This window comes from Janthinobacterium violaceinigrum (genome assembly GCF_009208555.1).
GTDB lineage: Bacteria > Pseudomonadota > Gammaproteobacteria > Burkholderiales > Burkholderiaceae_D > Janthinobacterium > Janthinobacterium violaceinigrum.
On sequence record NZ_WFLI01000014.1, the window covers coordinates 72,117 to 93,937 of the forward strand.

18 protein-coding genes are annotated in these 21,821 nt (G+C 64.7%); 14 read left to right on the top strand and 4 right to left on the bottom strand.

Annotation, left to right across the window (positions count from 1 at the left end; translation table 11 throughout):
- Positions 1–66 precede the first annotated feature (66 nt).
- Positions 67–414, top strand: a complete 348-nt coding sequence (locus GCN75_RS13975) for a helix-turn-helix domain-containing transcriptional regulator (protein ID WP_152283059.1) — start codon at positions 67–69, stop codon at positions 412–414.
- Positions 415–427: 13 nt separating this feature from the next.
- Here the strand turns inward: GCN75_RS13975 and GCN75_RS13980 are convergent, their stop codons facing one another.
- Genes GCN75_RS13980 through GCN75_RS13990 form a run of 3 tightly spaced genes read right to left on the bottom strand, consistent with a single transcriptional unit; the run spans position 428 to position 3,324 of the window.
- Positions 428–1,450, bottom strand: a complete 1,023-nt coding sequence (locus GCN75_RS13980; RefSeq protein WP_152283060.1) for a Gfo/Idh/MocA family oxidoreductase — start codon at positions 1,448–1,450, stop codon at positions 428–430.
- 28 nt (positions 1,451–1,478) lie between these two features.
- Positions 1,479–2,465, bottom strand: a complete 987-nt coding sequence (gene iolG, locus GCN75_RS13985; protein WP_152283104.1) for an inositol 2-dehydrogenase — start codon at positions 2,463–2,465, stop codon at positions 1,479–1,481.
- A complete protein-coding gene (locus tag GCN75_RS13990; RefSeq protein WP_152283061.1) occupies positions 2,458–3,324 on the bottom strand; it encodes a MurR/RpiR family transcriptional regulator in 867 nt (288 codons plus the stop codon). The genes iolG and GCN75_RS13990 overlap by 8 nt, the downstream gene beginning before the upstream one ends.
- 247 nt (positions 3,325–3,571) lie before the next feature.
- Between GCN75_RS13990 and GCN75_RS13995 the strand changes: the two genes are divergently transcribed.
- From GCN75_RS13995 to cobA, 11 genes are all read left to right on the top strand, one after another.
- Positions 3,572–4,621 carry a sugar ABC transporter substrate-binding protein gene (locus tag GCN75_RS13995; protein ID WP_152283062.1) on the top strand — a complete coding sequence of 350 codons (1,050 nt, stop codon included), beginning with the start codon at positions 3,572–3,574 and terminating at the stop codon, positions 4,619–4,621.
- A 185-nt stretch (positions 4,622–4,806) separates the two neighbouring features.
- A complete protein-coding gene (locus tag GCN75_RS14000; RefSeq protein ID WP_193317513.1) occupies positions 4,807–5,937 on the top strand; it encodes an ABC transporter permease in 1,131 nt (376 codons plus the stop codon).
- Between the two features lie 3 nt (positions 5,938–5,940).
- The gene (locus GCN75_RS14005) at positions 5,941–6,726 is read left to right on the top strand and encodes an ATP-binding cassette domain-containing protein (RefSeq protein ID WP_152255214.1); all 786 of its coding nucleotides are present in this window, start codon (positions 5,941–5,943) and stop codon (positions 6,724–6,726) included.
- 8 nt (positions 6,727–6,734) lie between these two features.
- A complete protein-coding gene (locus GCN75_RS14010) occupies positions 6,735–8,681 on the top strand; it encodes a bifunctional 5-dehydro-2-deoxygluconokinase/5-dehydro-2-deoxyphosphogluconate aldolase (RefSeq protein WP_152283064.1) in 1,947 nt (648 codons plus the stop codon).
- Positions 8,678–10,522, top strand: coding sequence for a 3D-(3,5/4)-trihydroxycyclohexane-1,2-dione acylhydrolase (decyclizing) (gene iolD / locus GCN75_RS14015; RefSeq protein WP_152283065.1), 1,845 nt, complete (start codon positions 8,678–8,680; stop codon positions 10,520–10,522). Before GCN75_RS14010 ends, iolD begins: the two co-directional genes overlap by 4 nt.
- A complete protein-coding gene (iolE, locus tag GCN75_RS14020) occupies positions 10,519–11,433 on the top strand; it encodes a myo-inosose-2 dehydratase (RefSeq protein ID WP_152283066.1) in 915 nt (304 codons plus the stop codon). The genes iolD and iolE overlap by 4 nt, the downstream gene beginning before the upstream one ends.
- Complete coding sequence (gene iolB, locus GCN75_RS14025; protein WP_152283067.1) at positions 11,430–12,224, top strand: 5-deoxy-glucuronate isomerase; 795 nt, start codon at positions 11,430–11,432, stop codon at positions 12,222–12,224. The genes iolE and iolB overlap by 4 nt, the downstream gene beginning before the upstream one ends.
- Positions 12,225–12,238: 14 nt before the next feature.
- Entirely contained in the window at positions 12,239–13,738 is a 1,500-nt protein-coding gene (locus GCN75_RS14030) for a CoA-acylating methylmalonate-semialdehyde dehydrogenase (RefSeq protein ID WP_152283068.1), read from the top strand.
- Positions 13,739–13,815: 77 nt separating this feature from the next.
- Entirely contained in the window at positions 13,816–14,469 is a 654-nt protein-coding gene (locus GCN75_RS14035; protein ID WP_152255220.1) for an ANTAR domain-containing response regulator, read from the top strand.
- Positions 14,470–14,626: 157 nt separating this feature from the next.
- Complete coding sequence (locus tag GCN75_RS14040) at positions 14,627–15,817, top strand: CmpA/NrtA family ABC transporter substrate-binding protein (protein ID WP_152283069.1); 1,191 nt, start codon at positions 14,627–14,629, stop codon at positions 15,815–15,817.
- 14 nt (positions 15,818–15,831) lie between these two features.
- Positions 15,832–16,602 carry a uroporphyrinogen-III C-methyltransferase gene (gene cobA / locus GCN75_RS14045; protein WP_152283070.1) on the top strand — a complete coding sequence of 257 codons (771 nt, stop codon included), beginning with the start codon at positions 15,832–15,834 and terminating at the stop codon, positions 16,600–16,602.
- A 2-nt stretch (positions 16,603–16,604) separates the two neighbouring features.
- On the opposite strand, the gene GCN75_RS14050 is transcribed toward cobA, so the two are convergent.
- Complete coding sequence (locus GCN75_RS14050; RefSeq protein ID WP_152283071.1) at positions 16,605–17,600, bottom strand: cyclase family protein; 996 nt, start codon at positions 17,598–17,600, stop codon at positions 16,605–16,607.
- Positions 17,601–17,708: 108 nt separating this feature from the next.
- Between GCN75_RS14050 and GCN75_RS14055 the strand changes: the two genes are divergently transcribed.
- A complete protein-coding gene (locus GCN75_RS14055) occupies positions 17,709–18,599 on the top strand; it encodes a LysR family transcriptional regulator (RefSeq protein WP_152283072.1) in 891 nt (296 codons plus the stop codon).
- Positions 18,600–18,740: 141 nt separating this feature from the next.
- Positions 18,741–21,779, top strand: a complete 3,039-nt coding sequence (locus tag GCN75_RS14060; RefSeq protein ID WP_152283073.1) for a CHASE domain-containing protein — start codon at positions 18,741–18,743, stop codon at positions 21,777–21,779.
- Positions 21,780–21,821 lie beyond the last annotated feature (42 nt).

Genomic DNA, 21,821 nt, shown 5'->3' on the forward strand with positions numbered 1-21,821 from the left:
AGCGCACGCAGCCGAAAGACATCGAATACGCCTGTGCCTGCTGGCACGACTGGAAGGAGAGGGGACATGAGCGAGGACATCCGCAAACCACCGAGAGACCGCTCGCATGACGAGGCGATGGCCGAACTGTACCGCGACGATCCCGCCTTCGCCCTGGAACTGATCAACAATATCCTCGCCGACGGCGACCATGGCGAACTGCTGGCCGTGCTGCGCCAGCTGACGCGCGCCTTTGGCGGCGTGCCCGCCGTGGCGCAGGTGGCCAAGCTCAATCCTACCCAGCTGTACCGGACCTTGTCGCCCGAAGGCAATCCCTCGCTCGCCACCTTGACGGCCATCCTCGACGCCATGGGCTTGCGCCTGGCCGTGGAACCCAGGCAGCCCGAACGTCCATTTCCCGCGCCGGCTGCCTGAATCCCCTGGCGGCTTAAAACGCCACGGGCCGCGCTTCGCGCATCGCTTGCGTCATGGCCAGGCCGATGCGCGTCGCTTCCGTCGCGTCGTGCAAGGTCAATGACAGGGTGCGCCGGCCCAGTGCCGCATCCGTGAATTCCTGCGCCTCGATCAGGAAGGCGTCGGCGAAGCGGGCATAGAAATCCGGCGTGCATTCATTGCGCACGCCATGCGCATCCGAGATTTCCACCCGGTTCAGGCGCGGATTGCTGCCCACGGCCAGGCGGCCGCCCGTGCCGAACACTTCCGTCAGGGTTTCATGGCCATGCGCCATGGTGCGCGAAGCCATGAAGCTGGCCATGCTACCGTCGGCAAATTCCACCGTTGCCAGGCCATTGTCAACGTCGCCGAACGCCTGCAAACCTGTGTGGATGGCGTTGGTGCCGCTCGCATACACGCGCTTGGGTACGGGATTGCCCAGCAGCCAGCGCGCCAGGTCGATATCGTGCACGCTGCAATCGAGGAAGATGCCGCCGCTGGTGGGGGCGAAGCGCATGAAGGCGCCGCTGGGATCGTTCTGGTCGCACGTCTGCGAACGCACCAGGTAGGGTTTGCCGATCAGGCCTTGCGCGATCTTTTGCTGCGCGTCATGGTAGCTGGCGTCGAAACGGCGCACGAAGCCGATCATGACGGTCAGCTGCGGGTGGCGCGCCGCTTCCGCTTCCACCTTCAGGCAGTCGGCCAGGTCCAGCGACAGCGGTTTTTCGCAAAACACGTGCTTGCCGGCGCGCAGGGCGGCGATGATCTGGTCCGCATGCAGCGACGTGGGCGTGACGAGGAACACGGCGTCCAGGCCAGGGTGGGCCAGCAGGGCGTCGTAGTCCGCATAGCCGGTGGCGATGCCGAGCGTGCTGGCGGCCCAGTCCAGTTCCGCTGGCACGGGGCTGCAGGCGGCCACGACTTCGGCGTTGGGCACGCGCTGCGCCAGGTTGATGGCATGGCGCTGGCCCAGCCGGCCCAGGCCGACGATGCCGACTTTTAATGTTGGGGATGACATCTTGTCTCCAGATATTTTTATTGTTGAGTTATAAAGTGACCACGCGCTGCTCGCGCCACGACAGGGTGGCTGCCTCGGCCAGTTCCAGTGCCTTCAAGCCATCGTGGACGGTGGTGCGCAGCGGCGTGCCGTGGCTGAGGGCGTCAAAGAAATGCGCCATTTCCTGCGCGTAGGCCACGCGATAACGTTCGAGGAAAAAATCTTCCGGCTTGTCCACGCTGACGTTCGCCGAGCCATAGGCTGTCACTTCCGTCGGCTTGTGGTTGCCTGCCTGCAGCATGCCGGCGCTGCCCAGCACTTCGAAGCGCTGGTCGTAGCCATAGGCGGCGCGGCGCGAGGCATTGATCTGGCACAAGCGTCCCTTGGCCGTGCGGATGGTGACGACGGCCGTGTCCAGGTCGCCCGCCTCGCCGATGGCGGGGTCGACCAGGCAGCTGCCCGTGGCGTGCACGCTGACGGCTTCATCGTCGAGTATCCAGCGGAAGATGTCGAAATCGTGGATCAGCATATCCTTGAAGATGCCGCCCGATACCTTGATGTAGCTGACGGGCGGCGGACCAGGATCGCGGCTGGTGACGACCAGCAATTCCGGCGTGCCGATTTCGCCCGCTTCCAGGCGCGTCTTGACGGCGTTGAAGGTGGGGTCGTAGCGGCGCTGGAAGCCCAGCATGCACAGCACCTTGGCTTCCTTCACGGCGGCGGCGCAGGCGCGCGCCCGGTCGATAGTCAGGTCGACGGGTTTTTCGCAGAAGATGGCCTTGCCGGCGGCGGCCGAGCGCAGGATCAGGTCCGCATGCGTGTCCGTGCTGGAGGCGATGACGACGGCCTTGATGGCCGGGTCCGCCAGCGCCGTTTCCACCGTGGCGCTGCTGCCGCCATGCAGGCCGGCCAGCGCGGCGGCCGCTTCCTGGTTGACGTCGACCACGTACTTGAACTGCACGCCGGGTTGCGCGGCCAGGTTGGCCGCGTGGATCTTGCCGATGCGTCCGGCGCCAAACAATGCTACTTCAATCATCATGTTCTCCTGGGGTGTGGATTTCTTCGATGTCGAGCTCTAATTTGTATGCCAGCGCGATGAACAGCGCCTGGCACAGGCAGATGGTGCTGGTCAGCGAGCGGAAGGCAAAGGCGCTGCCCTCGGTGACGGTGAGCAGCGCGTCGGCGGCCCGCGCGAGCGGGGCCAGCTTGCTGTCGGTAATCACGAGGACCTTGGCACCCTTGTCCTGCGCCGCCTTGATGCACTGCTGGGTTTCCTTGCCGTAAGGCGAGAAACTGATGGCGATCGCCACATCGCGTTCGCGCACGCTGCGCATCTGTTCGCGGTGCATGCCGCCCAGTCCGCTAATCAGGTGCACGCGCTTGTCCGTGTGTTCGAGCGCGTAGGCGATGTAGGAGGCGATCGGAAAGGACCGGCGCACGCCGATCACATAGATGTTGTCCGCTTTCAGCAGCAGATTGACGGCCGCTTCCAGCTGCGCGTCGTCGAGTCCCGCGGCCAGGTCGTCGAGGCCCGCGCGGCTGGCGCCGACGAATTCGCGCGTCAGGTCGCCCGCGCTCAGGGCCGCATCGCGCGTGGAAATGAGCTTGCGGATGCGCTGCTGGTAATCGGGCGTGGCGCCGGCCTGGTCCGTGTAAGCCTGGCGGAACACGTCCTGCATTTCACTGAAGCCCGTATAGCCGAAGCGCTGCGCGAAGCGCACGATGGCCGATGGCTGCACGTCGCAGGCGGTGGCAATGTCGCTGATGCGCTCGAGCATCAGGCTGGCCCGGTGTTTTTCGATGTATTGGGCAATGACTTTCAGCTGGCGCGACAGATTGTCGTACTCGGCGGCAATGTGCTGCATCAGCTTTTCGATGGGGGCGGTGGCTGCCATGTTTTTTTCCTCGGTTGCTTGCTGGGCCGCAGGATTATTGCGGCTGGTTCTGGCGAGAATTATAGGAGTGAATCCAGAAAATAGAAATGATTTTCTATTTAAATTTATTTTGAAAATTTTATTGCATTTGTCTTTTTTGTGGCCTAAGCTGTGCGCAGTGCATCGGTTTGCGTGCCGCAAGGCCAGGCCGGTGACACCCTTCATAAAAGCTCGCAACTATAAAAAATAATCCGTCTAGGAGACATTCATGCATAGCAATAAAAGCAAGGGTTTGTTGAAGTGTCTGGCCATCGCCAGCCTGGGTCTGAGCCTGGGATTGAGCACGGCCACCAGCCATGCGGCCGGCGAGAAATTCGTCATGGTCAGCCATGCGCCGGACTCCGATTCCTGGTGGAACACCATCAAGAACGCCATCAAGCAGGCTGGCGAGGACTTCAACGTTACCGTCGACTACCGCAATCCGCCGAATGGCGACCTGGCCGACATGGCGCGCCTGATCGAGCAGTCGGCGGCGCGCAACTATGACGGCTTGATCGCCGACATCGCCGACTTCAGCGTGCTGCAAAAACCGCTGGGCACGGTGGTCGCCAAGAAAATCATGCTCGTGACCATCAACTCAGGCACCCTCGCGCAAAGCGAGCAGCTCAAGGCCATCATGCACGTGGGCCAGCCCGAGTATGACGCGGGCCTGGGCGCGGGCAAGCGGGCCAAGGAAGCGGGCATCAAATCGTTCGTGTGCGTGAATCACTATGCGATGAATGCCTCGTCGTTCGAACGCTGCCGCGGTTTTGCCGATGCGCTGGGCGTCGATTTCAAATCTTCCACGCTCGACACGAATGGCGTCGACCCCGGCGTGATCGAGAGCAAGGTCAGTGCCTATCTGCGCAGCAATCCGAAGACCCAGGCCGTGCTGGCGCTGGGACCGGACTCGGCGCCGCCCGCCATGCGCGCCGTCGAGAAAATGGGCTTGAAGGGCAAGATGTATTTCGCCAGCTTCGACTTGTCGGAAGAAATTGCCAAGGGCATCAAGGATGGCAGCATCCAGTTCGCCATCGACCAGCAGCCCTACCTGCAAGGCTATATTCCTGTCGCCGTGATGGCCATCATGAAACAGCAGAAGATCACGGACCTGGCCAAGGTCAAGGAAATCCTGATTGCCAATCCGAAATACCAGGCGCGCCTGGCGGAATACGGCCTGACACCGATCTATGGCCCGCGCCACATCAGCTCCGGCCCCGGTTTCGTGACCAAGGAAAACATCGCCAAGGTCGAAAAATACGCGGGCCAATACCGCTGATCTTCTCAATTGCCAGAGTGTGCACCACGCCGCGCTGCCTTCGGGCAGGCGGCGTACGGGACCGCCACGCCTGGCGCCAGCGATGCTGGCAGGAAAGTAATTGGTATTGGTAGCAGGAATTGTTGCAAGTATTACTGAAAGGAATTCGTATGACTGCGCTTAAATCCAGCCTGGCTAGCCCCGGCATGAATCCTCCCCCGCCTTCCGGCGCCGCCAGCAAGCCAGTCGCCGCCGATGAGCGCGTAGGCACGACCAGCTGGGTCAAACGGTTTTTCGGCCGCCCCGAGTTCGCCTCGATTTCCGGCGCGGTGCTCGTGTTTGCCTTCTTCGTCATCACGGCCGGCGATTCCGGCATGTTCAACCTCGATGGCGTCGTCAACTGGATGCAAGTGGCATCCTACCTGGGCATCATCGCCATCGGCGCCTGCCTGCTGATGATCGCCGGTGAATTCGACCTGTCGATCGGCTCCATGATCGGCTTTGCCGGCATGATGATCGCCATCCCGACCATCTATTTCCACTGGCCCTTGTGGGCCGCCATCCTGTTTGCCTTCGCCGGCTCGATGGCGCTGGGCTGGCTGAACGGCTACATCGTCATCAAGACGCGCTTGCCCTCGTTCATCGTCACCCTGGCTTTTCTGTTCATCCTGCGTGGCCTGACCCTGGCCTTGTCGATCATGTTTGCCAACCGCACGATCGTCAGCGGCGTGGGCGACCTGGCCGCCAACGACTGGCTGGCCAGTCTGCTGTTCCACGGCAATGTCGCCACAGGCTTGTTTCACTGGATGGGCGCGCATGGCTGGATCGCCGTGCTCGACGATGGCTCGCCCCTGGTGAAAGGCATACCGAAAGTGATCGCCTGGTGGCTGGTGCTGGCCGCCGGCGCCGCGTTTGTCCTGTCGCGCACCCGTTTCGGCAACTGGATGTTTGCGGTGGGCGGCGATGCGAACGCGGCCAAGAATGTGGGCGTGCCGGTGCGCAAGGTCAAGATTTCCCTGTTTGTCTTCACGGCCTTCTGCGCCTGCCTGTTTGCCACCTTGCAAGTGTGCGATATCGGTTCGGCCGCCGCCGACCGCGGCATGCAAAAGGAATTCGAAGCCATCATCGCGGCCGTCATCGGCGGCGCCTTGCTGACGGGCGGCTACGGTTCCGTCGTCGGCGCCTGCTTCGGCGCACTGATCTTCGGCGTGGTGCAGATCGGTATCACTTATACGAACATCAATTCGGACTGGTTCCGCGTCTTCCTCGGCGTCATGCTGCTGATCGCGGTGCTGTTCAATAACTTTGTACGCTCACGCGTCACGGAAGCGAGATAAATCATGAGCGAACATATTCTTGCCCTGGAAAACGTCAGCAAGCGTTTCGGCTCCGTGCTGGCGCTGCAGAACATCACCATGCGGCTGAAAGAGGGCGAAGTGCATTGTTTGCTGGGCGACAATGGTGCCGGCAAGTCCACCCTGATCAAGACCCTGGCCGGCGTGCACAAGCCGACCGACGGTCAATACCTGGTCGATGGCAAGCCCGTCGTCTTCAATTCGCCCAGCGAGGCGCTGGATATGGGCGTGGCCACCGTCTACCAGGATCTGGCGCTGGTGCCGCTGTTGTCCGTGGCGCGCAATTTCTTCATGGGCCGCGAGCCGATGAAAAAGCTGCTGGGCCTGGTACCCGTGATGGATATCGACTACGCGGCAGAAACGGCGCGCGCCAAGCTGGCCGAGATGGGCATCATGGTGCGCGACCCGCACCAGGCCATCGGCACCATGTCGGGCGGCGAAAAGCAGTGCCTGGCCATTGCCCGCGCCATCCACTTCGGCGCCCGCGTGCTGATCCTCGACGAGCCCACGGCGGCCCTGGGCGTGAAACAATCGTTCAATGTGCTGAAACTGATCTACAAGGCGCGCGAACGGGGCATTTCCGTGATCTTCATTACGCATAATGTGCACCATGCGTATCCGGTGGGCGATTCGTTCACTTTGCTGAACCGGGGCAAGTCGCTGGGCACGTTCACCAAGGATACGGTGACCAAGGACGCCTTGCTGGACATGATGGCGGGCGGTGCGGAAATGCAAACGCTGATGGCTGAACTCGACGGTGTCACGATTTAAGGATAACCATGAATAACCCGACACAATTTGCCCAGGGACGCGCGCTGGACGTGATCTGCCTGGGCCGCCTGGCGGTGGACCTGTATGCGCAGCAGATCGGCAGCCCGCTGGAAGACGCGACCAGCTTTGCCAAGTATCTGGGCGGCTCGTCGGCGAATATCGCCTTCGGCACGGCCCGCCTGGGCTTGAAGTCCGCCATGCTGTCGACAGTGGGCGACGACCACATGGGCCGTTTTTTGACGGACACCTTGTCGAAAGAAGGCTGCGACGTCAGCCATGTGGGCATCGACCGCGACCGTTTGACGGCGTTGGTGATGCTGGGCATCAAGGATAAAAACACGTTCCCCCTGATTTTCTACCGCGACAATTGCGCCGACATGGCCATCGACCCGGCGTCGGTGGATGCGGCCTTCATTGCGTCGAGCAAGGCGCTGTTAATCACCGGCACGCACTTTTCCACGGCTGCCATGCACGCCGTCAGCATGCAAGCCTTGAAGCTGGCCCGTGCGAATAATGTGCGTACCGTGCTCGACATCGATTACCGGCCCGTGCTGTGGGGCTTGTCCGGCAAGGCGGACGGCGAAACGCGTTTCGTCTCGAACGACGGCGTGACGCGCCACCTGCAGGCGATCTTGCCGCAGTTCGATTTGATCGTCGGTACGGAAGAGGAATTCATGATTGCCGGCGGCGGCGCCGACATCATGGCGTCCCTGCGCGCCGTGCGGGCCGCCACCCTGGCCACCCTGGTCGTCAAGCGGGGCCCGCTGGGCAGCGCCGTCATCGACAATGTGGTGCCGGCCAGCCTCGACGACGCATACAACTACCGGGGCGTGCGCGTGGAAGTGCTGAACGTGCTGGGCGCGGGCGACGCCTTCCTGTCGGGCTTCCTGAAAGGCTGGCTGCGGGGCGAGGATTACGAGGCGTGCTGCCGCTACGCAAATGGCTGCGGCGCCCTGGTCGTGTCGCGCCACGGCTGCGCGCCGGCCATGCCGTCGCCCGTGGAACTCGACTATTTCCTGGCCAACGCGGCGAAGCTCACGCAACCGGACCAGGACGCCACCTTGTCCCGCCTGCACCGTACGACGGTGGCGCGCCCGCAGTGGGATGAACTGTGCGTGTTTGCCTTCGACCACCGCACGCAATTCTTCGAGATGGCGCAACAGACGGGCGCATCCGAGTCGCGCATTGCGGCCTTGAAGCAGCTGATGGTGCAAGCCGTGGCGCAGACGGAAACGGCATTGAAACTGGCGGGCAAGACGGGCGTGCTGATCGATGGCCGCTACGGCGTCGACGCGCTCAACGATGCGACGGGGCGGGGCTGGTGGATAGGCCGTCCCGTGGAATTGCCGGGATCGAACCCGCTGCAATTCGACTGGGGCCGTTCCATCGGTTCGCATTTGCTCAGCTGGCCGAAGGAACACGTGATCAAATGCCTGGTGCAGCTGCACCCGGACGATGCCGTGGAAAACCGCCTGGAACAGGAAGCGCAGATCAAGGCCCTGTACGACGCGGCGCAAGTGAGCGGTCACGAATTGTTGTTGGAAGTCATACCGTCGGATGCCTTGCCGAAGGGCCATGACACCGTCTTGCGCGCCGTCAAGCGCCTGTACAACCTGGGCATTTATCCGGAATGGTGGAAGCTGGAAAGCATGTCGGCCCAGCAATGGCAAGCGATCGATGCCCTCGTGCATGAGCGCGATCCGTATTGCCGTGGCGTCGTCTTGCTGGGCTTGAACGCGCCCATCGATGCGCTGGCCGCCAGTTTCGAACAGGCCAGTGCCAGCAGCACGTGCCGCGGCTTCATGGTGGGACGCACCATCTTCCAGGAACCGAGCCGCCGCTGGCTGGCCGGCGACATCGACGATGCGGGCCTGATCGCCGCCGTGCGCGCCAACTTCGAACAGTTGATTTCCCTGTGGCAGCGCACGCGCAACCGCCTGGAGCGTGCAGCATGAGCGCCACCACCATCCGTTTGACCATGGCGCAAGCGCTGGTCCGCTATCTGGCCGCCTTGCGCACGGACGAGGGCGATGGGACCCTGGTTCCCCTGTTCGGCGGCGCCTTCGCCATCTTTGGCCACGGCAACGTGGCGGGCCTGGGCGAAGCGCTGTACCAGTACAAGGAAGTCTTCCCCACGTTTCGGGCGCACAACGAGCAGGCGATGGCGCACGCTGCCATTGCGTATGCGAAAGCGCACATGCGCCGGCGCATGCTGGCCGTCACCAGTTCCATCGGTCCTGGCGCCACGAACTTGCTCACGGCGGCGGCCCTGGCCCACGTCAACCGCCTGCCCGTGCTCCTGCTGCCCGGCGACGTGTTCGTCTCGCGCGCACCGGACCCGGTGCTGCAGCAGCTGGAAGACGGCACGGACGGCAGCGTGTCGGTGAATGACGCGTTCAAGCCGCTGTCGCGTTACTTTGACCGCATCGTCTATCCGGAACAGTTGCTGACGGCCTTGCCGCGCGCCATTGCCGCCTTGACGGACCCGGCTGCCTGTGGCCCCGTCACCTTGTCGCTGCCGCAAGACGTGCAGACGATGGCGTATGACTACCCCGAGGAATTCTTCACGCCCCGCACCGTGCGTTTCCGCGCCGTGCCCCCCGTGGAGCAGGAGCTGGAAGAAGCGGCAGCCTTGTTGACGGCTGCGAGGCAGCCCTTGATCGTGGCCGGCGGCGGCGTGCTGTACGGCAAGGCCGGCGCCGCCTTGCAGGCGTTTGCCGAGCGCCACGGCATTCCCGTGGCGGAAACGCAGGCGGGCAAGAGCAGCCTGCCGTGGGACCATCCGCTGCAGCTGGGCGCCATCGGCGTGACGGGTTCGCCTGCCGCGAACAGTCTGGCGGCCGAGGCGGACGTGGTGCTGGCCGTGGGCACGCGCTTGCAGGATTTCACGACGGGATCGAACTCGCTGTTTGCGCAGGCGCAACTGGTGAGCCTGAACGTCAACAGTTTTGACGCCCTGAAACGCCGTGGCTTCGCTGTGCAGGCGGATGCAACCCTCGGGCTGCAAGGTTTGTCCCGCCATCTGGGCAGCTGGAACAGCGCGGGCCAGTGGCTGGACCGCGCACAGCAGGCGGGCCACGCCTGGCGCGCGACGGTGGCCGCGATTACGGGCAGGCGCGAGGTGGCCGGCTTGCCCTATGACGGCGAAGTCATCGGCGCCGTGCAGCGCTCATCGAGCGACTCGACCACCCGCGACATCGTCGTCTGCGCGGCGGGCACCTTGCCGGCCGAGCTGCACAAGCTGTGGCGCACCAGCACGCCCGGCGGCTATCACATGGAATACGGCTACTCGTGCATGGGCTATGAAATTGCCGGCGGCCTGGGCGTCAAGATGGCGAAGCCGGATGCCGAGGTGATCGTCATGGTGGGCGATGGCAGCTATCTGATGATGAATTCGGAAATCGCCACCTCCGTCATGCTGGATAAAAAACTCATCATCGTGGTGCTCGACAACCGGGGCTACGGCTGCATCAACCGCCTGCAGCAGGCCTGCGGCAATGCGTCGTTCAACAATATGCTGCCCGACAGCGCACCGCGCATCGACTTCGCCCTGCATGCGCGGTCCCTGGGCGCCCTGAGCGAACATGCGGGGTCGATTGCCGAGCTGGACGCTGCCATGCAGCGGGCCCGCGCTGCACCGCGCACGTATCTGATCTGCATCAATACGGACGACACGCGCACGACGGAGGAGGGCGGTTGCTGGTGGGAAGTGGCCGTGCCCGAAGTCTCGACGCAAGCCGGCGTGCAAGCTGCGCGCGCCCGTTATGAACTTGACCGCCAAGGACAACAAAAATGACTACATGGAATGTGAAGATCGGCATCAACCCGATCTCGTGGATGAACGACGATTTGCCCAGCCTGGGCGGCGAGACGCCGCTGGAGACGGCCTTGAAAGAGGGCGCCGAGATCGGCTACGTGGGCTTTGAACTGGGTAACAAGTTTCCCAAGGATGCCCCCGCCCTGAACGCCGTGCTGGGCAAGTATGGCCTGGCGTGTGTCTCCGGCTGGTATTCGGGGCGCTTGGCGCACCGGTCCGTGGAAGAGGAAATCGCTGCCGTGGGGCCTCATCTGCGGCTGCTGGCCGGCAGCGGCGCCACGGTCATGGTGTACGGCGAAGTGGCCGATGCCATCCAGGGCGAGCCGCGCCCTTTATATAAGCGCCCCCGCTTCCAGACGCAGCAGCAATGGCAGGAGTATGCGGACAAGCTGACGGCGTTTGCGCAACACTTGCTGGACCACGGCGTGCGCCTGGCCTACCACCACCACATGGGCGCCTACGTGGAAACCCCGGCCGACGTGGACCAGTTGATGGCCTTGACGGGGCCGGAAGTGGGCTTGCTGTTCGACACGGGCCACATCACGTTTGCCGGCGGCGATGCGCTGGCCGTGCTGAACAAGCACATCGACCGGATTTGCCATGTGCATTGCAAGGATGTGCGTCCCAACGTGGTGAAGCTGGCCCGCAACGGCCACTGGAGTTTTTTGCAGGCCGTCATCAATGGCGCGTTCAGCGTGCCCGGCGACGGCAGCATCGATTTCCCCGCCATCCTCACGCGCTTGTATCTGCACGGCTACGAAGGCTGGCTGGTGGTGGAGGCGGAGCAAGACCCGGCCGTCGCGCCCAGCTATGAATATGCGAAGATGGGCCACGATTACCTGGCCCGGCTGGTCGACGCCATTCCCCGCCTGGGCCGGGAGGCGGCATGAGCCCGCTGCTGGTCAAGGCCCGGCCTGGTTCTGCCATCGTCGAGGTGACGCCGGCATCGGCCGGCTGGACGCACGTGGGCTTTGCCGCGCACCGGCTGGCGGCCGGCGAACAGTTGAACCTGGACACGGGCAGCCGCGAACTGTGCATCGTCGTGCTGACGGGCACGGTCACCGTGCAGGCGGGCGGGCAGACCTGGGAAGCCATCGGCGGGCGCGCCAGCGTTTTCGAGGAGCGCTCGCCGTATGCCGTGTACGTGCCGCTGGAAACCGCAGTGTGCATCACAGCCGTGAGCGGCGCGGAAGTGGCGCTGTGCAGCGCGCCCGCCACGACCCGCCGTCCGGCGCGCCTGATCGACCCGCAGTCGATGACGCGCTCCGTGCGCGGCAAGGGCGCGAACACGCGCTATGTGTGCGACATCCTGCCGCAAACGGCCGAGGCCGATGGTTTGCTGGTGGTGGAGGTGGTGACGCCGTCCGGCCATTCGTCCAGCTATCCGCCGCACAAGCATGACGACGACAATATTCCCACCGAAAGCTCGCTGGAAGAAACGTATTACCACCGCCTGAACCCGGAGCAGGGCTTTGCGTACCAACGCGTCTATACGGATGACCGTTCCATCGATGAAGCGATGGCCGTGGAAAACCACGACGTGGTGATGGTGCCGCGCGGCTACCACCCCGTCACCGTGCCGTATGGCTATGACGGCTATTACCTGAACGTGATGGCCGGCCCGAAACGCGTATGGCATTTTAAAAACGACCCGGCCCACGAGTGGCTGATGACGAAATAAACGAGGACAAGAAGATGACAACGCAACAGATCGGCCACTTTATTGGTGGCAACCCCATGGCCTCGCGTTCCGAGCGCACGAGCGACGTGTTCAATCCCGCCACGGGTGCCGTGACGGCCAAGGTGTCGCTGGCCACGCCGAGCGAACTGAACGCGGCCGTGGCCGCCGCCCATGCGGCGTTTCCCGCCTGGTCGCAAACGTCGCCCTTGCGCCGCGCGCGGGTGATGTTCAAGTTCAAGGAATTGCTGGAAGAGCACTCGGACCAGTTGGCCGCCCTGATCACGGCCGAGCACGGCAAGGTGTTCACGGATGCCAAGGGGGAAGTGACGCGCGGCATCGAAGTGGTGGAGTTTGCCTGCGGCATCCCGCAAATGATGAAGGGCGAGTATTCGGAGCAAGTGGCCGGCGGCATCGACGCCTGGTCGATCCGCCAGGCATTGGGCGTCTGCGTGGGCATCACGCCGTTCAACTTTCCCGTGATGGTGCCCATGTGGATGTTCCCGATGGCGATCGCCTGTGGCAATACCTTCGTGCTCAAACCGTCGGAGCGCGACCCGTCGGCCAGCCTGCTGCTGGCGCAGCTGCTGACGGATGCGGGCTTGCCCGACGGCGTCTTCAACGTGGTGCAGGGCGACAAGGAAGCCGTGGACGGGCTGTTGCACCATCCGGACGTGCGCGCCGTCAGCTTTGTCGGTTCCACGCCGATTGCCGAATACATCTACGCCACGGGCTGCGCCCAGGGCAAGCGCGTGCAAGCCTTGGGCGGCGCCAAGAACCATATGGTGGTCATGCCGGACGCGGATATTGCGCAGACGGTCGATGCGCTGATGGGCGCCGCCTTCGGTTCGGCGGGCGAGCGCTGCATGGCCATTTCCGTGGTGGTGGCGGTGGGCAATGTGGGCGATCAGCTGGTCGAGGCGCTGGTGCCCCGCATTGCGGCCCTGAAGATCACGCAGGGCATGGACCTGTCGGCCGAGATGGGGCCTGTCGTCACGCAAGTGCACAAGGACAAGATCGCGGGCTACATCGCCACGGGCGTCAAGGAAGGCGCCAAGCTGGTCAGTGACGGGCGCGGCTTCGTCTTGCCCGGCCACGAACAGGGCTTTTTCCTTGGCGGCAGCCTGTTCGACCATGTGACGCCGGAGATGACGATCTATAAAGAGGAAATCTTCGGCCCCGTGCTGTGCATCGTGCGCGTGCCCGACTTTGCCACGGCGCTGGACCTCGTCAATGCGCATGAATACGGCAATGGCACGGCGATCTATACGCGCGACGGCAACACGGCGCGCGAATACACGCACCGCGTGCAGGTGGGGATGGTGGGCGTCAACGTGCCGATCCCCGTGCCGATGGCGTTCCACAGCTTCGGCGGCTGGAAGCGCAGCCTGTTCGGCGACCACCATGCGCATGGCCCGGAATCGGTGCGCTTCTATACGAAGCAGAAGGCCGTCACGCAGCGCTGGCCCGCTTCCACGGCGGCGGGCGCCGAGTTTGCCATGCCGACCCTGAAGTAATACTCCGCCGTAAAACCGGCTGGTTCGCTTCTTGCTTACTGCAATGGCTAATTGTTTAGCCATTGCAGATCGCTCCCATGACGTCCAGCCGTACCCAGCCAGCGCCAGACCGCCCCCTGCGCATTGTCGTCGTCAATACCATCGTCGAGCACGGCGTGCACGCGGATGCGGCGCTGGCTGCCCAAGTGCAGCGCGGCAATGCCTTGCGCATCGGCTTGCTGGAATCGGGCTTCGACATCGTCGCCTCGCTGCCAGCCGACCTCTATCTTCCCGAGCGCATCGCGCAACTCCAGCCTGACCTCATCATCATCGACGCCGAATCGGACGCGCGCGACGTGCTCGAGCACATCGTCATCGCCACGCGCGACGAGCGCCGCCCCATCGTGCTGTTTACGGAAGACGGCGCCATGGCCAGCATCGACGCGGCCATGGCGGCCGGCGTGTCCGCCTATATCGTGGCCGGCTTGCAAGCCGAACGCATTCAACCCGTGCTGAACGTGGCGCTGGCGCGCTTTCGCCAGGAAGAAAAGTTGCGCGCCGAATTGCTCGACACGCGGCACAAATTGCTTGAACGCAAGGTGATCGAGCGGGCCAAGGGCTTGCTGATGACGCATCACGGCTTGACGGAAGACCAGGCTTACCAGCGCCTGCGCAGCATGGCCATGAACAAGAAATTGAAACTGGCCGAGATCGCCCAGCGCATCCTCGACGTGGAGGACTTGCTGGGATGAAGCGTTCATTTCCTGACACATGCTGGTGCAGTGCACCATCGCGGTGCATTTCCAGCCGTCCGGCACAAGGTGAGCACAGGCACGGTCCTTGCTGCTGGACGGGGAGAACCGTGCCCATGGCGGCGCGGAAAAACAGTATTTATCAGCAAGGAATGGTATGACAGAGCAAGCGGACAAGCAGGAAGAATATGGCGCCCAGGCGATGCGCACCCTGCAGCCGGAAAAACAGACGATACGCATCGGCTACCTGCCGCTCAGCGATTGCGCCTCGCTGATCATGGCCGCGGAACTGGGTTTCGATGAACGGCACGGCATCAAGATCGAACTGAGCCGGGAGATGTCGTGGGCCGGCGTGCGCGACAAATTGCACAATGGCGAACTCGATGCGGCCCACGTGCTGTACGGTCTCGTGTATGGCGTGCAGATGGGCGTCGGCGGGCAACAGCACGACATGGCCGTACTGATGAACCTCAACCGCAGCGGCCAGGCCGTCACCGTGTCGGCGGCGCTGGCGCGCGAGGGCGCCCACGATGGTCCCACCCTGGCGCGGCACATGCGCGCCGCGGCGCGGCCGTTTGCGTTTGCACATACTTTTCCGACCGGCAACCATGCGATGCTGCTGCAATACTGGCTGGCCGCGCATGGCATCGATCCGCTGCGCGACGCGCGCGTGATGACGGTGCCGCCGTCGCAGATGGTGGCGGCCTTGCGCGCGGGCCAGATGGATGGCTTTTGCGCGGGCGAACCGTGGGGCTACAAGGCCATCGTCGATGGCGTGGGCGTGACGGCCACCACCAGCGGCGCCATCTGGCCCGACCATCCGGGCAAGGTGCTGGGCACCAGCGCCGCGTTTGCGCGCCAGCATCCGAACAGCTGCCGCGCCCTGATTGCCGCCGTGCTCGAGGCGGGGCGCTGGATCGACGCCAGCGACGCCAACCGGCTGGCCATGGCGGCCACCGTGGCCGCGCCGGCCTATCTGAATACGCCGCAGGAAATGCTGGCGCCGCGCATGCTCGGCCACTACCAGGATGGTCTGGGCAGGACCTGGGACGAGGCGCAGCGCCTGCAGTTCTACCAGGGCGGCGCCGTGAATTTTCCATATCTGTCCGACGGCATGTGGTTCATGACCCAGCACCGGCGCTGGGGCTTGCTGCGCGACGAACCCGATTATCTGGCCGTGGCCCGGCAAGTCAGCCGCATCGACCTGTACCGCCAGGCGGCGGAAATGACGGGCACGCCCTTGCCCGCGTCGCCGATGCGCAGGTCGACCCTGTGCGACGGCGTGGTGTGGGACGGCAGCGCGCCGGAAGCGTATGCGGCATCGTTTGCCATCGGCCACTTTTTTTAATGGGAGAGTTCATCATGGCGCAACTTGGAAGCGTGACGCTGGTGGGCGCCGGTCCCGGCGACCCGGACCTGCTCACAATAAAGGCTGTAAACGCCATCGCGCGGGCCGACGTGGTGCTGATCGACGACCTCGTCAACCCGGCCATGCTGGCCCATGCGGCGCCCGGCGTGCGCGTGGTCGAAGTGGGCAAGCGGGGCGGCTGCGCTTCCACGCCGCAAGCCTTCATCGAACGCCTGATGCTGGCCGAAGCCCGCGCCGGCTTGCATGTGGTGCGGCTGAAAGGCGGCGACCCCTATCTGTTCGGACGGGGCGGCGAGGAGCGCGCCTATCTGCGCAGCCACGGCGTGGCCGTCGAAGTGATACCCGGCATCAGCAGCGGCCTGGCCGCGCCGGCTGGCATCGGCGTGCCGCTCACGCACCGGGCCTGGAGCCAGGGCGCCATCTTCGTCACGGGCCACGGCAAGGACAGCGCCTCCGAACCGAACTGGGCGGCATTGGCGCAAAGCAAGCTCACCCTCGTCATCTACATGGGCGTGGCCCGGGTGGCAGCCATCCAGGCGGGCTTGCTGGCTGGCGGCATGGCGCCCGGCACGCCCGTGGCCGTGGTGCAGTCGGCCAGCTTGTCGGCGCAGCGACAGTTGCTGAGCACTTTGCAGGCTTTGCCCGCCGACTTGCTGGCCAGCGGCCTGGGCAGTCCCAGCATCATCGTCGTGGGCGACGTGGTGCGCTGCGCCGACGCCTGGGATGACCATGGCGCGGGGGCGCAGCGGTCCGTTTCCGCTTGAACTCAGCGGATCGGCAGGGCCACGGGACGGATGGGTGCCGCGTCGCCGCCGCGGAATTTCAGCGAGGCGCCGATGAAGGCAAACTGGTAGACCTTGTCGCGCGACAGCGCTTCGAGGTCGACCAGTTCCAGGATGGGCGTGCCCTGCTGCGCCAGCAGATAGGTGTGCACGGGCAGGTAGTTGCCCGCCACTTCGGATGGAAACGCTTCGAAACTGAGGTTGTCCGCGCCCACCACCATGGCGCCGCCGTCTTCCACGAGGAATTTCGCCGCATCGAGCGACAGGCCGGGCGGATTCGCCATGTACGCTTGCGCCTGCTCATAGTGCTGCATGCGGCCCGTGCGTATCAGCACCACGTCGCCCTTTTCCAGCGTGATCTGCTGGTGCGCCAGCGCGGCGCGCAAATCCTGCCGCGTGACCCGGTAATTGTCGGGCAGTTGCGATAAACCCTTGGCCACGGCCACGTCGATCAGCACGCCGCGCGCCACGATGGGCGGCAGCTTTTCCGCGCCTGTCACCGTCCAGCCCCGGTCGCCCAGGTAGCGCTCTTCCGTAAAGCCGTTCCAGATCTTGCCGTTCAGGCCGAAGTGGTTGAGCGCATCGATATGCGTGCCCATGTGCGCATACATGGACACGGCCGAGCCCGTGTAGCTGACGTGGCGGTTCATGGCTTCGCCCACGTGCATGGAATCGGCCACCACATTGCCCTTGGGCGTGTGCGTCATCCACATCTGGTAGGGCGGATCGCCTGCCGCCTGCCAGCTGGGCATGCCGATATAGAAATCGACGGCCAGGTCATAGCTCTTGCCGCCGTCGATGCGGGCCAGGATGGCGGCGCGCGAGGCTGGCGTCATCAGGTTCAGGCGGCCGATTTCATCTTGCGGGCCCCAGGGGCTGATACCCACTTCGGGCAGGGCGGCAGCGGGCGCTGCGGCGTGCGCCGTACTTGCCAGCAGGGCCAGCAGCAGGGCGCTCAGGGCGGTCGTTGGTGTGAACATGGGGTGCTCCTTGTGTCAGGTGAGGAAAGAAGCCGCCATCATATTATTTTTCATTTGCATGATAATCAGCGATAAAATAATAAGATATTCAACTGCAAGGAAAGAATCATGGATGTCCTGGCGCATATGCGCGTGTTTCGCAAGGTGGTCGAGCGCGACAGCTTCAGCAAGGCGGCGCAGGACCTGAACCAGTCGGCGGCCGCCATCAGCAAGCAGGTGCGCCAGCTCGAGGAACGCCTGGGCACCGTGCTGCTGGTGCGCACCACGCGGCGCATGAGCCTGTCGGATGGCGGCCGTGCCTACTATCTTGAATGCTGCCGCCTGCTCGACGAGGTCGATGCGCTGGAACTGGCCACGCGCGGCTGCGCGGGCAAGGTGGCGGGGCGGCTGCGCGTGAATGCGCCGCTGTCGTTCGGCCTGAAAGTGCTGTCGCCGCTGCTGCCCGTCTTCATGGCCCGCTACCCGGACGTCAGGATCGAGATGACCCTGGACGACCGCCTGCGCGACGTGGTGGGCGAGGGGTATGACGTGTCGCTGCGCATCCGCGCCGCGCTGGCCGATTCGACCCTGGTGGCGCGCCGCCTGGGCGACGTCGAACAGATGATCTGCGCGGCGCCCGCCTACCTGGCGCGGCGCGGCACGCCCCGGCTGGCGCAGGACCTGCACGGCCACGATTGCCTGGCCTACCGCCTGGCCGACAGTCCCGGCGTCTGGCAGCTGGACGGCCCGGAAGGGGCGAGCAGCATCGTCCTGCCCGTGCGTTTTTCCGCCGACAGCAGCCTGCTGCTGGCCGATATGCTGGTGGCGGGCATCGGCGTGGGCGCGCTGCCGTCCTTCGTCGCCGCGCCCCTGCTGGCCAGCGGCGCCCTGGTGCGCGTGCTGCCATCGCACGGCATGGCCAGGCGCGGCGTGTATGCCTTGACGCCCGATGGGCGCCATGTGCAGGAAAAAGTGCGCGCCTTCTGCGACTTCCTGGCGGGGGCGCTGCAGCCCGCATAGGCGCCAGGTGTTTTCCAGGGCAACCATCGCGCGTGCTTTTTTTCATGCACGGATGCGTCGCGCAGGGGCTTTGATAGTATCCTCGTACTTGCTGGGCGGCGGGGCGCCGCACATTTGAGGAACCGGAATAAGCGATCGACAATGCACACTTTGAGCAAGGGCGGGACGGCAGCGGGTAGCAGGATCTGGGCGGGCGGGCTGCTGCTGGCATTGGCGGTGGGCGGCGCCCTGTATGCGGGCGCAGCGCGCACGGTCAACGACGATGCCGAACAGCGTTTCGACAATCTCACGCATGGCGCCCAGCATAGCCTGGTCACGCGCGTAAAAAGCTATTCCGACCTGCTGCGCGGGCTCGAAGCTCTGTTCCGCACCAGCGACCAGCTGACGCGCCGCCAGTTCCACGACTACGTGGCCGGCCTCGACATCGCGCGCCAGTTCCCTGCCATCGAATCGGTCAACTACGCGGTGGCCGTCCCGTCGGCGCAGCGCGCCGCCTTCATCGAGGCCGTGCGCAAGGACACCAGCCTGGCGCCGCGCGGCTATCCCGATTTCACCATCCGCCCGCCCGGCGAACGGCCGGAATACGCGGTGCTCACCTACCTGGAGCCCGATTCCCTGCTGGCCGAACGCATGGGCGTCGACATCGGCGCCAGCCCGCTGGTGGCGCAGGCCCTGGCGCAGGCGCGCGACAGCGGCGAAGTCAGCGCGTCGGGACAGGTCATCATGATCAAGGGGCCGCCCGCGCATGTGGGCCTGGGCATGCGCCTGCCCGTGTACCGCAATGGCATGCCGCAAGGCAGCGTGGACGAGCGCCGGGCCGCCTATCAGGGGTCCGTGGGCATCGGCTTCGGCGTGGCGCAGCTCGTGCACAGCGCGCTCGAACGCAGCGCCCTGGAACCGCTGCACCTGACCCTGTACAGCGCGGCCGACCCCTTGCCGGCCAGCGGGGTCCTGTCCATCACGCCGCGCGACCGCCTGCTGTTCAACGATGATGGCGACCTGGCGGCGGTGCCGCCGCAGCCGGGCAGCGATGCCGCCTATTTCGACCAGGTACTGCCCGTGGCTTACCAGGGCGGCGTCTGGAAAGCCCATTTCCGCGTGCGCAAGACAGAGCTGTATAGCGGTTTCGACCGCTATTTCCCGTGGCTGGCGCTGGCCGTCGGCGTGGCCGGCACCCTGCTCGGTTATGGCTATATCTTTACCCTGTACCGTTCGCGCCGCAATGCGGTGGCGCAGCGCACCCTGCTCGATACGGTGCTCGACAGCGTCGACGCCTACGTCTACATGAAGGATGCCGACCTGCGCTACCGCTACGTGAATGCGCGCACGGCGAAGATCCTGGGCCGCTCGGCGGAGCAGCTGATCGGCCGCCAGGATGGCGAGTTGATGCTCGGCGATGCGGCGGCTTCGGTGCAGCTGACGGAACGCCAGGTCTTCGACAGCGGCAGCAAGTTCGTTGGCGAAGAGCGCTTCGTCGATGCGCAGGGCCAGGTGCACCACCTGTGGAGCGTGAAGGTGCCGCTGGGCTTGCCCGGTCCCGTCACGGGGCTCATCGGCCTGTCCACCGATGTGACGGAACTGCACCGTCTGAAAGAGCAGGCCGACGCGGCCAGCCAGGCCAAGAGCGACTTCCTGTCGAACATGAGCCATGAAATCCGCACGCCGATGAACAGCATCATCGGCATGGCGCACCTGGCGCTGAAATCGGTGGCCGATGCGCGCCAGCGCGATTATCTGCAAAAAATCTTCCATTCGGGCCAGCATCTGCTGGGCCTGATCAACGACATCCTCGATTTTTCCAAGATCGAGGCGGGCAAGCTGGAACTGGAAGTGCTGGACTTCCGGCTCGACACCTTGCTGGCGAACATCGCCAGCCAGCTCGGGGATGCGGCCGCCGTCAAGGGACTGGCGCTGCAGTTCGATATCGCGCCCGAGCTGTCGCAGCGCTGGCGCGGCGACCCGCTGCGCCTGGAGCAGGTCCTGCTGAACCTGGCCAGCAACGCCATCAAGTTTTCCGACAACGGCAGCATCTTCGTGCGCGTGCGCCAGTCCGAGGAGCGCGGCAGCCACGGCATGCTGCGCTTCGAGGTGCAGGACCGGGGCATCGGCATGAAGCAGGAAGAGGTGGCGCAGCTGTTCCGCTCCTTCCACCAGGCCGACCCGTCGACCACGCGCAAGTATGGCGGCAGCGGCCTGGGGCTGGTGATCAGCAAGCAGCTGGTTGAACTCATGGGCGGCAAGGTGGGCGTGTACAGCCAGCCGGGCCTGGGCAGCACCTTCTGGTTCACGGCGCGCCTGGAGAAAAGCGCGCAGGCGGGCGACGAGCGCATCGCCGAAGTGGAACCGGAAGTGCTGGGCGTGATCCGCGGCGCCTCCATCCTGCTGGTGGAAGATAACGTCTTCAGCCAGCAGGTGGGCTGCGAATTGCTGGAAGACGCGGGCGCCACCGTCTGCGTGGCCTGCAATGGCCGCGAGGCGCTGGAATTGCTGGCCCACCAGCGCTACGACTGCGTGCTGATGGACGTGCAGATGCCGGAGATGGACGGCTTCGAGGCGACGCGCCGCATCCGCGCCGACCCGCAGCTCAGCGGCCTGCTGGTGATCGCCATGACGGCCAATGCGGGCAGCGAAGACCGTGCCCGCTGCCTGGCGGCAGGCATGGATGAATTCCTGACCAAGCCGATCGCGCCCAATCTGCTGTTCCACCTGCTGGCGAAATGGTTCCGCCTGCGGGGCGGCATCGGCAGCGTGGGCCGCGCGCGCCCGGGCGACAGGCTGGTGGCGGCGCCAAAAGCGGCGCCGTCGGATGCCGCGCTGGAGTTGCGCGACACGGCCATCCTCGACCTGGCCACCCTGGCGCTCACGTTCAGCAACGACACCGTGAAGATGCGCAAATATACCCAGCTGTTCCTGGACACGGCGCGCGACGGCATCGCCGAAATGGAGCAGGCCATGGCGCTGGAAGACCTGGGACGCCTGGCGGACCTGGGACACCGCAGCAAATCGTCGGCGCTGGCCGTGGGCGCGCATGCGTTTGCGGGCCTGTGCACGTCGATCGAGGGCTTGCGCCGGGGCGGCGACCTGCAGCAGGCGCGCGTCCTGCTGGCGGCGCTGGCCCCCGCGCTGGCGCAGGTGGCAGAACAAATTTCGCTGGAATTTGCCGCCAGCGACGCCCCCTGACGCAGGCAGCGGCGATAATACGCGTTTAACGCCTCCGGCCAC

Excerpts from the sequence above, each read along its gene's own strand:
- GCN75_RS13975 (WP_152283059.1), top strand. The coding sequence starts at position 67 with ATGAGCGAGGACATCCGCAAACCACCGAGAGACCGCTCGCATGACGAG.
- GCN75_RS13980 (WP_152283060.1), bottom strand. The coding sequence starts at position 1,450 with ATGTCATCCCCAACATTAAAAGTCGGCATCGTCGGCCTGGGCCGGCTG.
- iolG (WP_152283104.1), bottom strand. The coding sequence starts at position 2,465 with ATGATTGAAGTAGCATTGTTTGGCGCCGGACGCATCGGCAAGATCCAC.
- GCN75_RS13990 (WP_152283061.1), bottom strand. The coding sequence starts at position 3,324 with ATGGCAGCCACCGCCCCCATCGAAAAGCTGATGCAGCACATTGCCGCC.
- GCN75_RS13995 (WP_152283062.1), top strand. The coding sequence starts at position 3,572 with ATGCATAGCAATAAAAGCAAGGGTTTGTTGAAGTGTCTGGCCATCGCC.
- GCN75_RS14000 (WP_193317513.1), top strand. The coding sequence starts at position 4,807 with ATGAATCCTCCCCCGCCTTCCGGCGCCGCCAGCAAGCCAGTCGCCGCC.
- GCN75_RS14005 (WP_152255214.1), top strand. The coding sequence starts at position 5,941 with ATGAGCGAACATATTCTTGCCCTGGAAAACGTCAGCAAGCGTTTCGGC.
- GCN75_RS14010 (WP_152283064.1), top strand. The coding sequence starts at position 6,735 with ATGAATAACCCGACACAATTTGCCCAGGGACGCGCGCTGGACGTGATC.
- iolD (WP_152283065.1), top strand. The coding sequence starts at position 8,678 with ATGAGCGCCACCACCATCCGTTTGACCATGGCGCAAGCGCTGGTCCGC.
- iolE (WP_152283066.1), top strand. The coding sequence starts at position 10,519 with ATGACTACATGGAATGTGAAGATCGGCATCAACCCGATCTCGTGGATG.
- iolB (WP_152283067.1), top strand. The coding sequence starts at position 11,430 with ATGAGCCCGCTGCTGGTCAAGGCCCGGCCTGGTTCTGCCATCGTCGAG.
- GCN75_RS14030 (WP_152283068.1), top strand. The coding sequence starts at position 12,239 with ATGACAACGCAACAGATCGGCCACTTTATTGGTGGCAACCCCATGGCC.
- GCN75_RS14035 (WP_152255220.1), top strand. The coding sequence starts at position 13,816 with ATGACGTCCAGCCGTACCCAGCCAGCGCCAGACCGCCCCCTGCGCATT.
- GCN75_RS14040 (WP_152283069.1), top strand. The coding sequence starts at position 14,627 with ATGACAGAGCAAGCGGACAAGCAGGAAGAATATGGCGCCCAGGCGATG.
- cobA (WP_152283070.1), top strand. The coding sequence starts at position 15,832 with ATGGCGCAACTTGGAAGCGTGACGCTGGTGGGCGCCGGTCCCGGCGAC.
- GCN75_RS14050 (WP_152283071.1), bottom strand. The coding sequence starts at position 17,600 with ATGTTCACACCAACGACCGCCCTGAGCGCCCTGCTGCTGGCCCTGCTG.
- GCN75_RS14055 (WP_152283072.1), top strand. The coding sequence starts at position 17,709 with ATGGATGTCCTGGCGCATATGCGCGTGTTTCGCAAGGTGGTCGAGCGC.
- GCN75_RS14060 (WP_152283073.1), top strand. The coding sequence starts at position 18,741 with ATGCACACTTTGAGCAAGGGCGGGACGGCAGCGGGTAGCAGGATCTGG.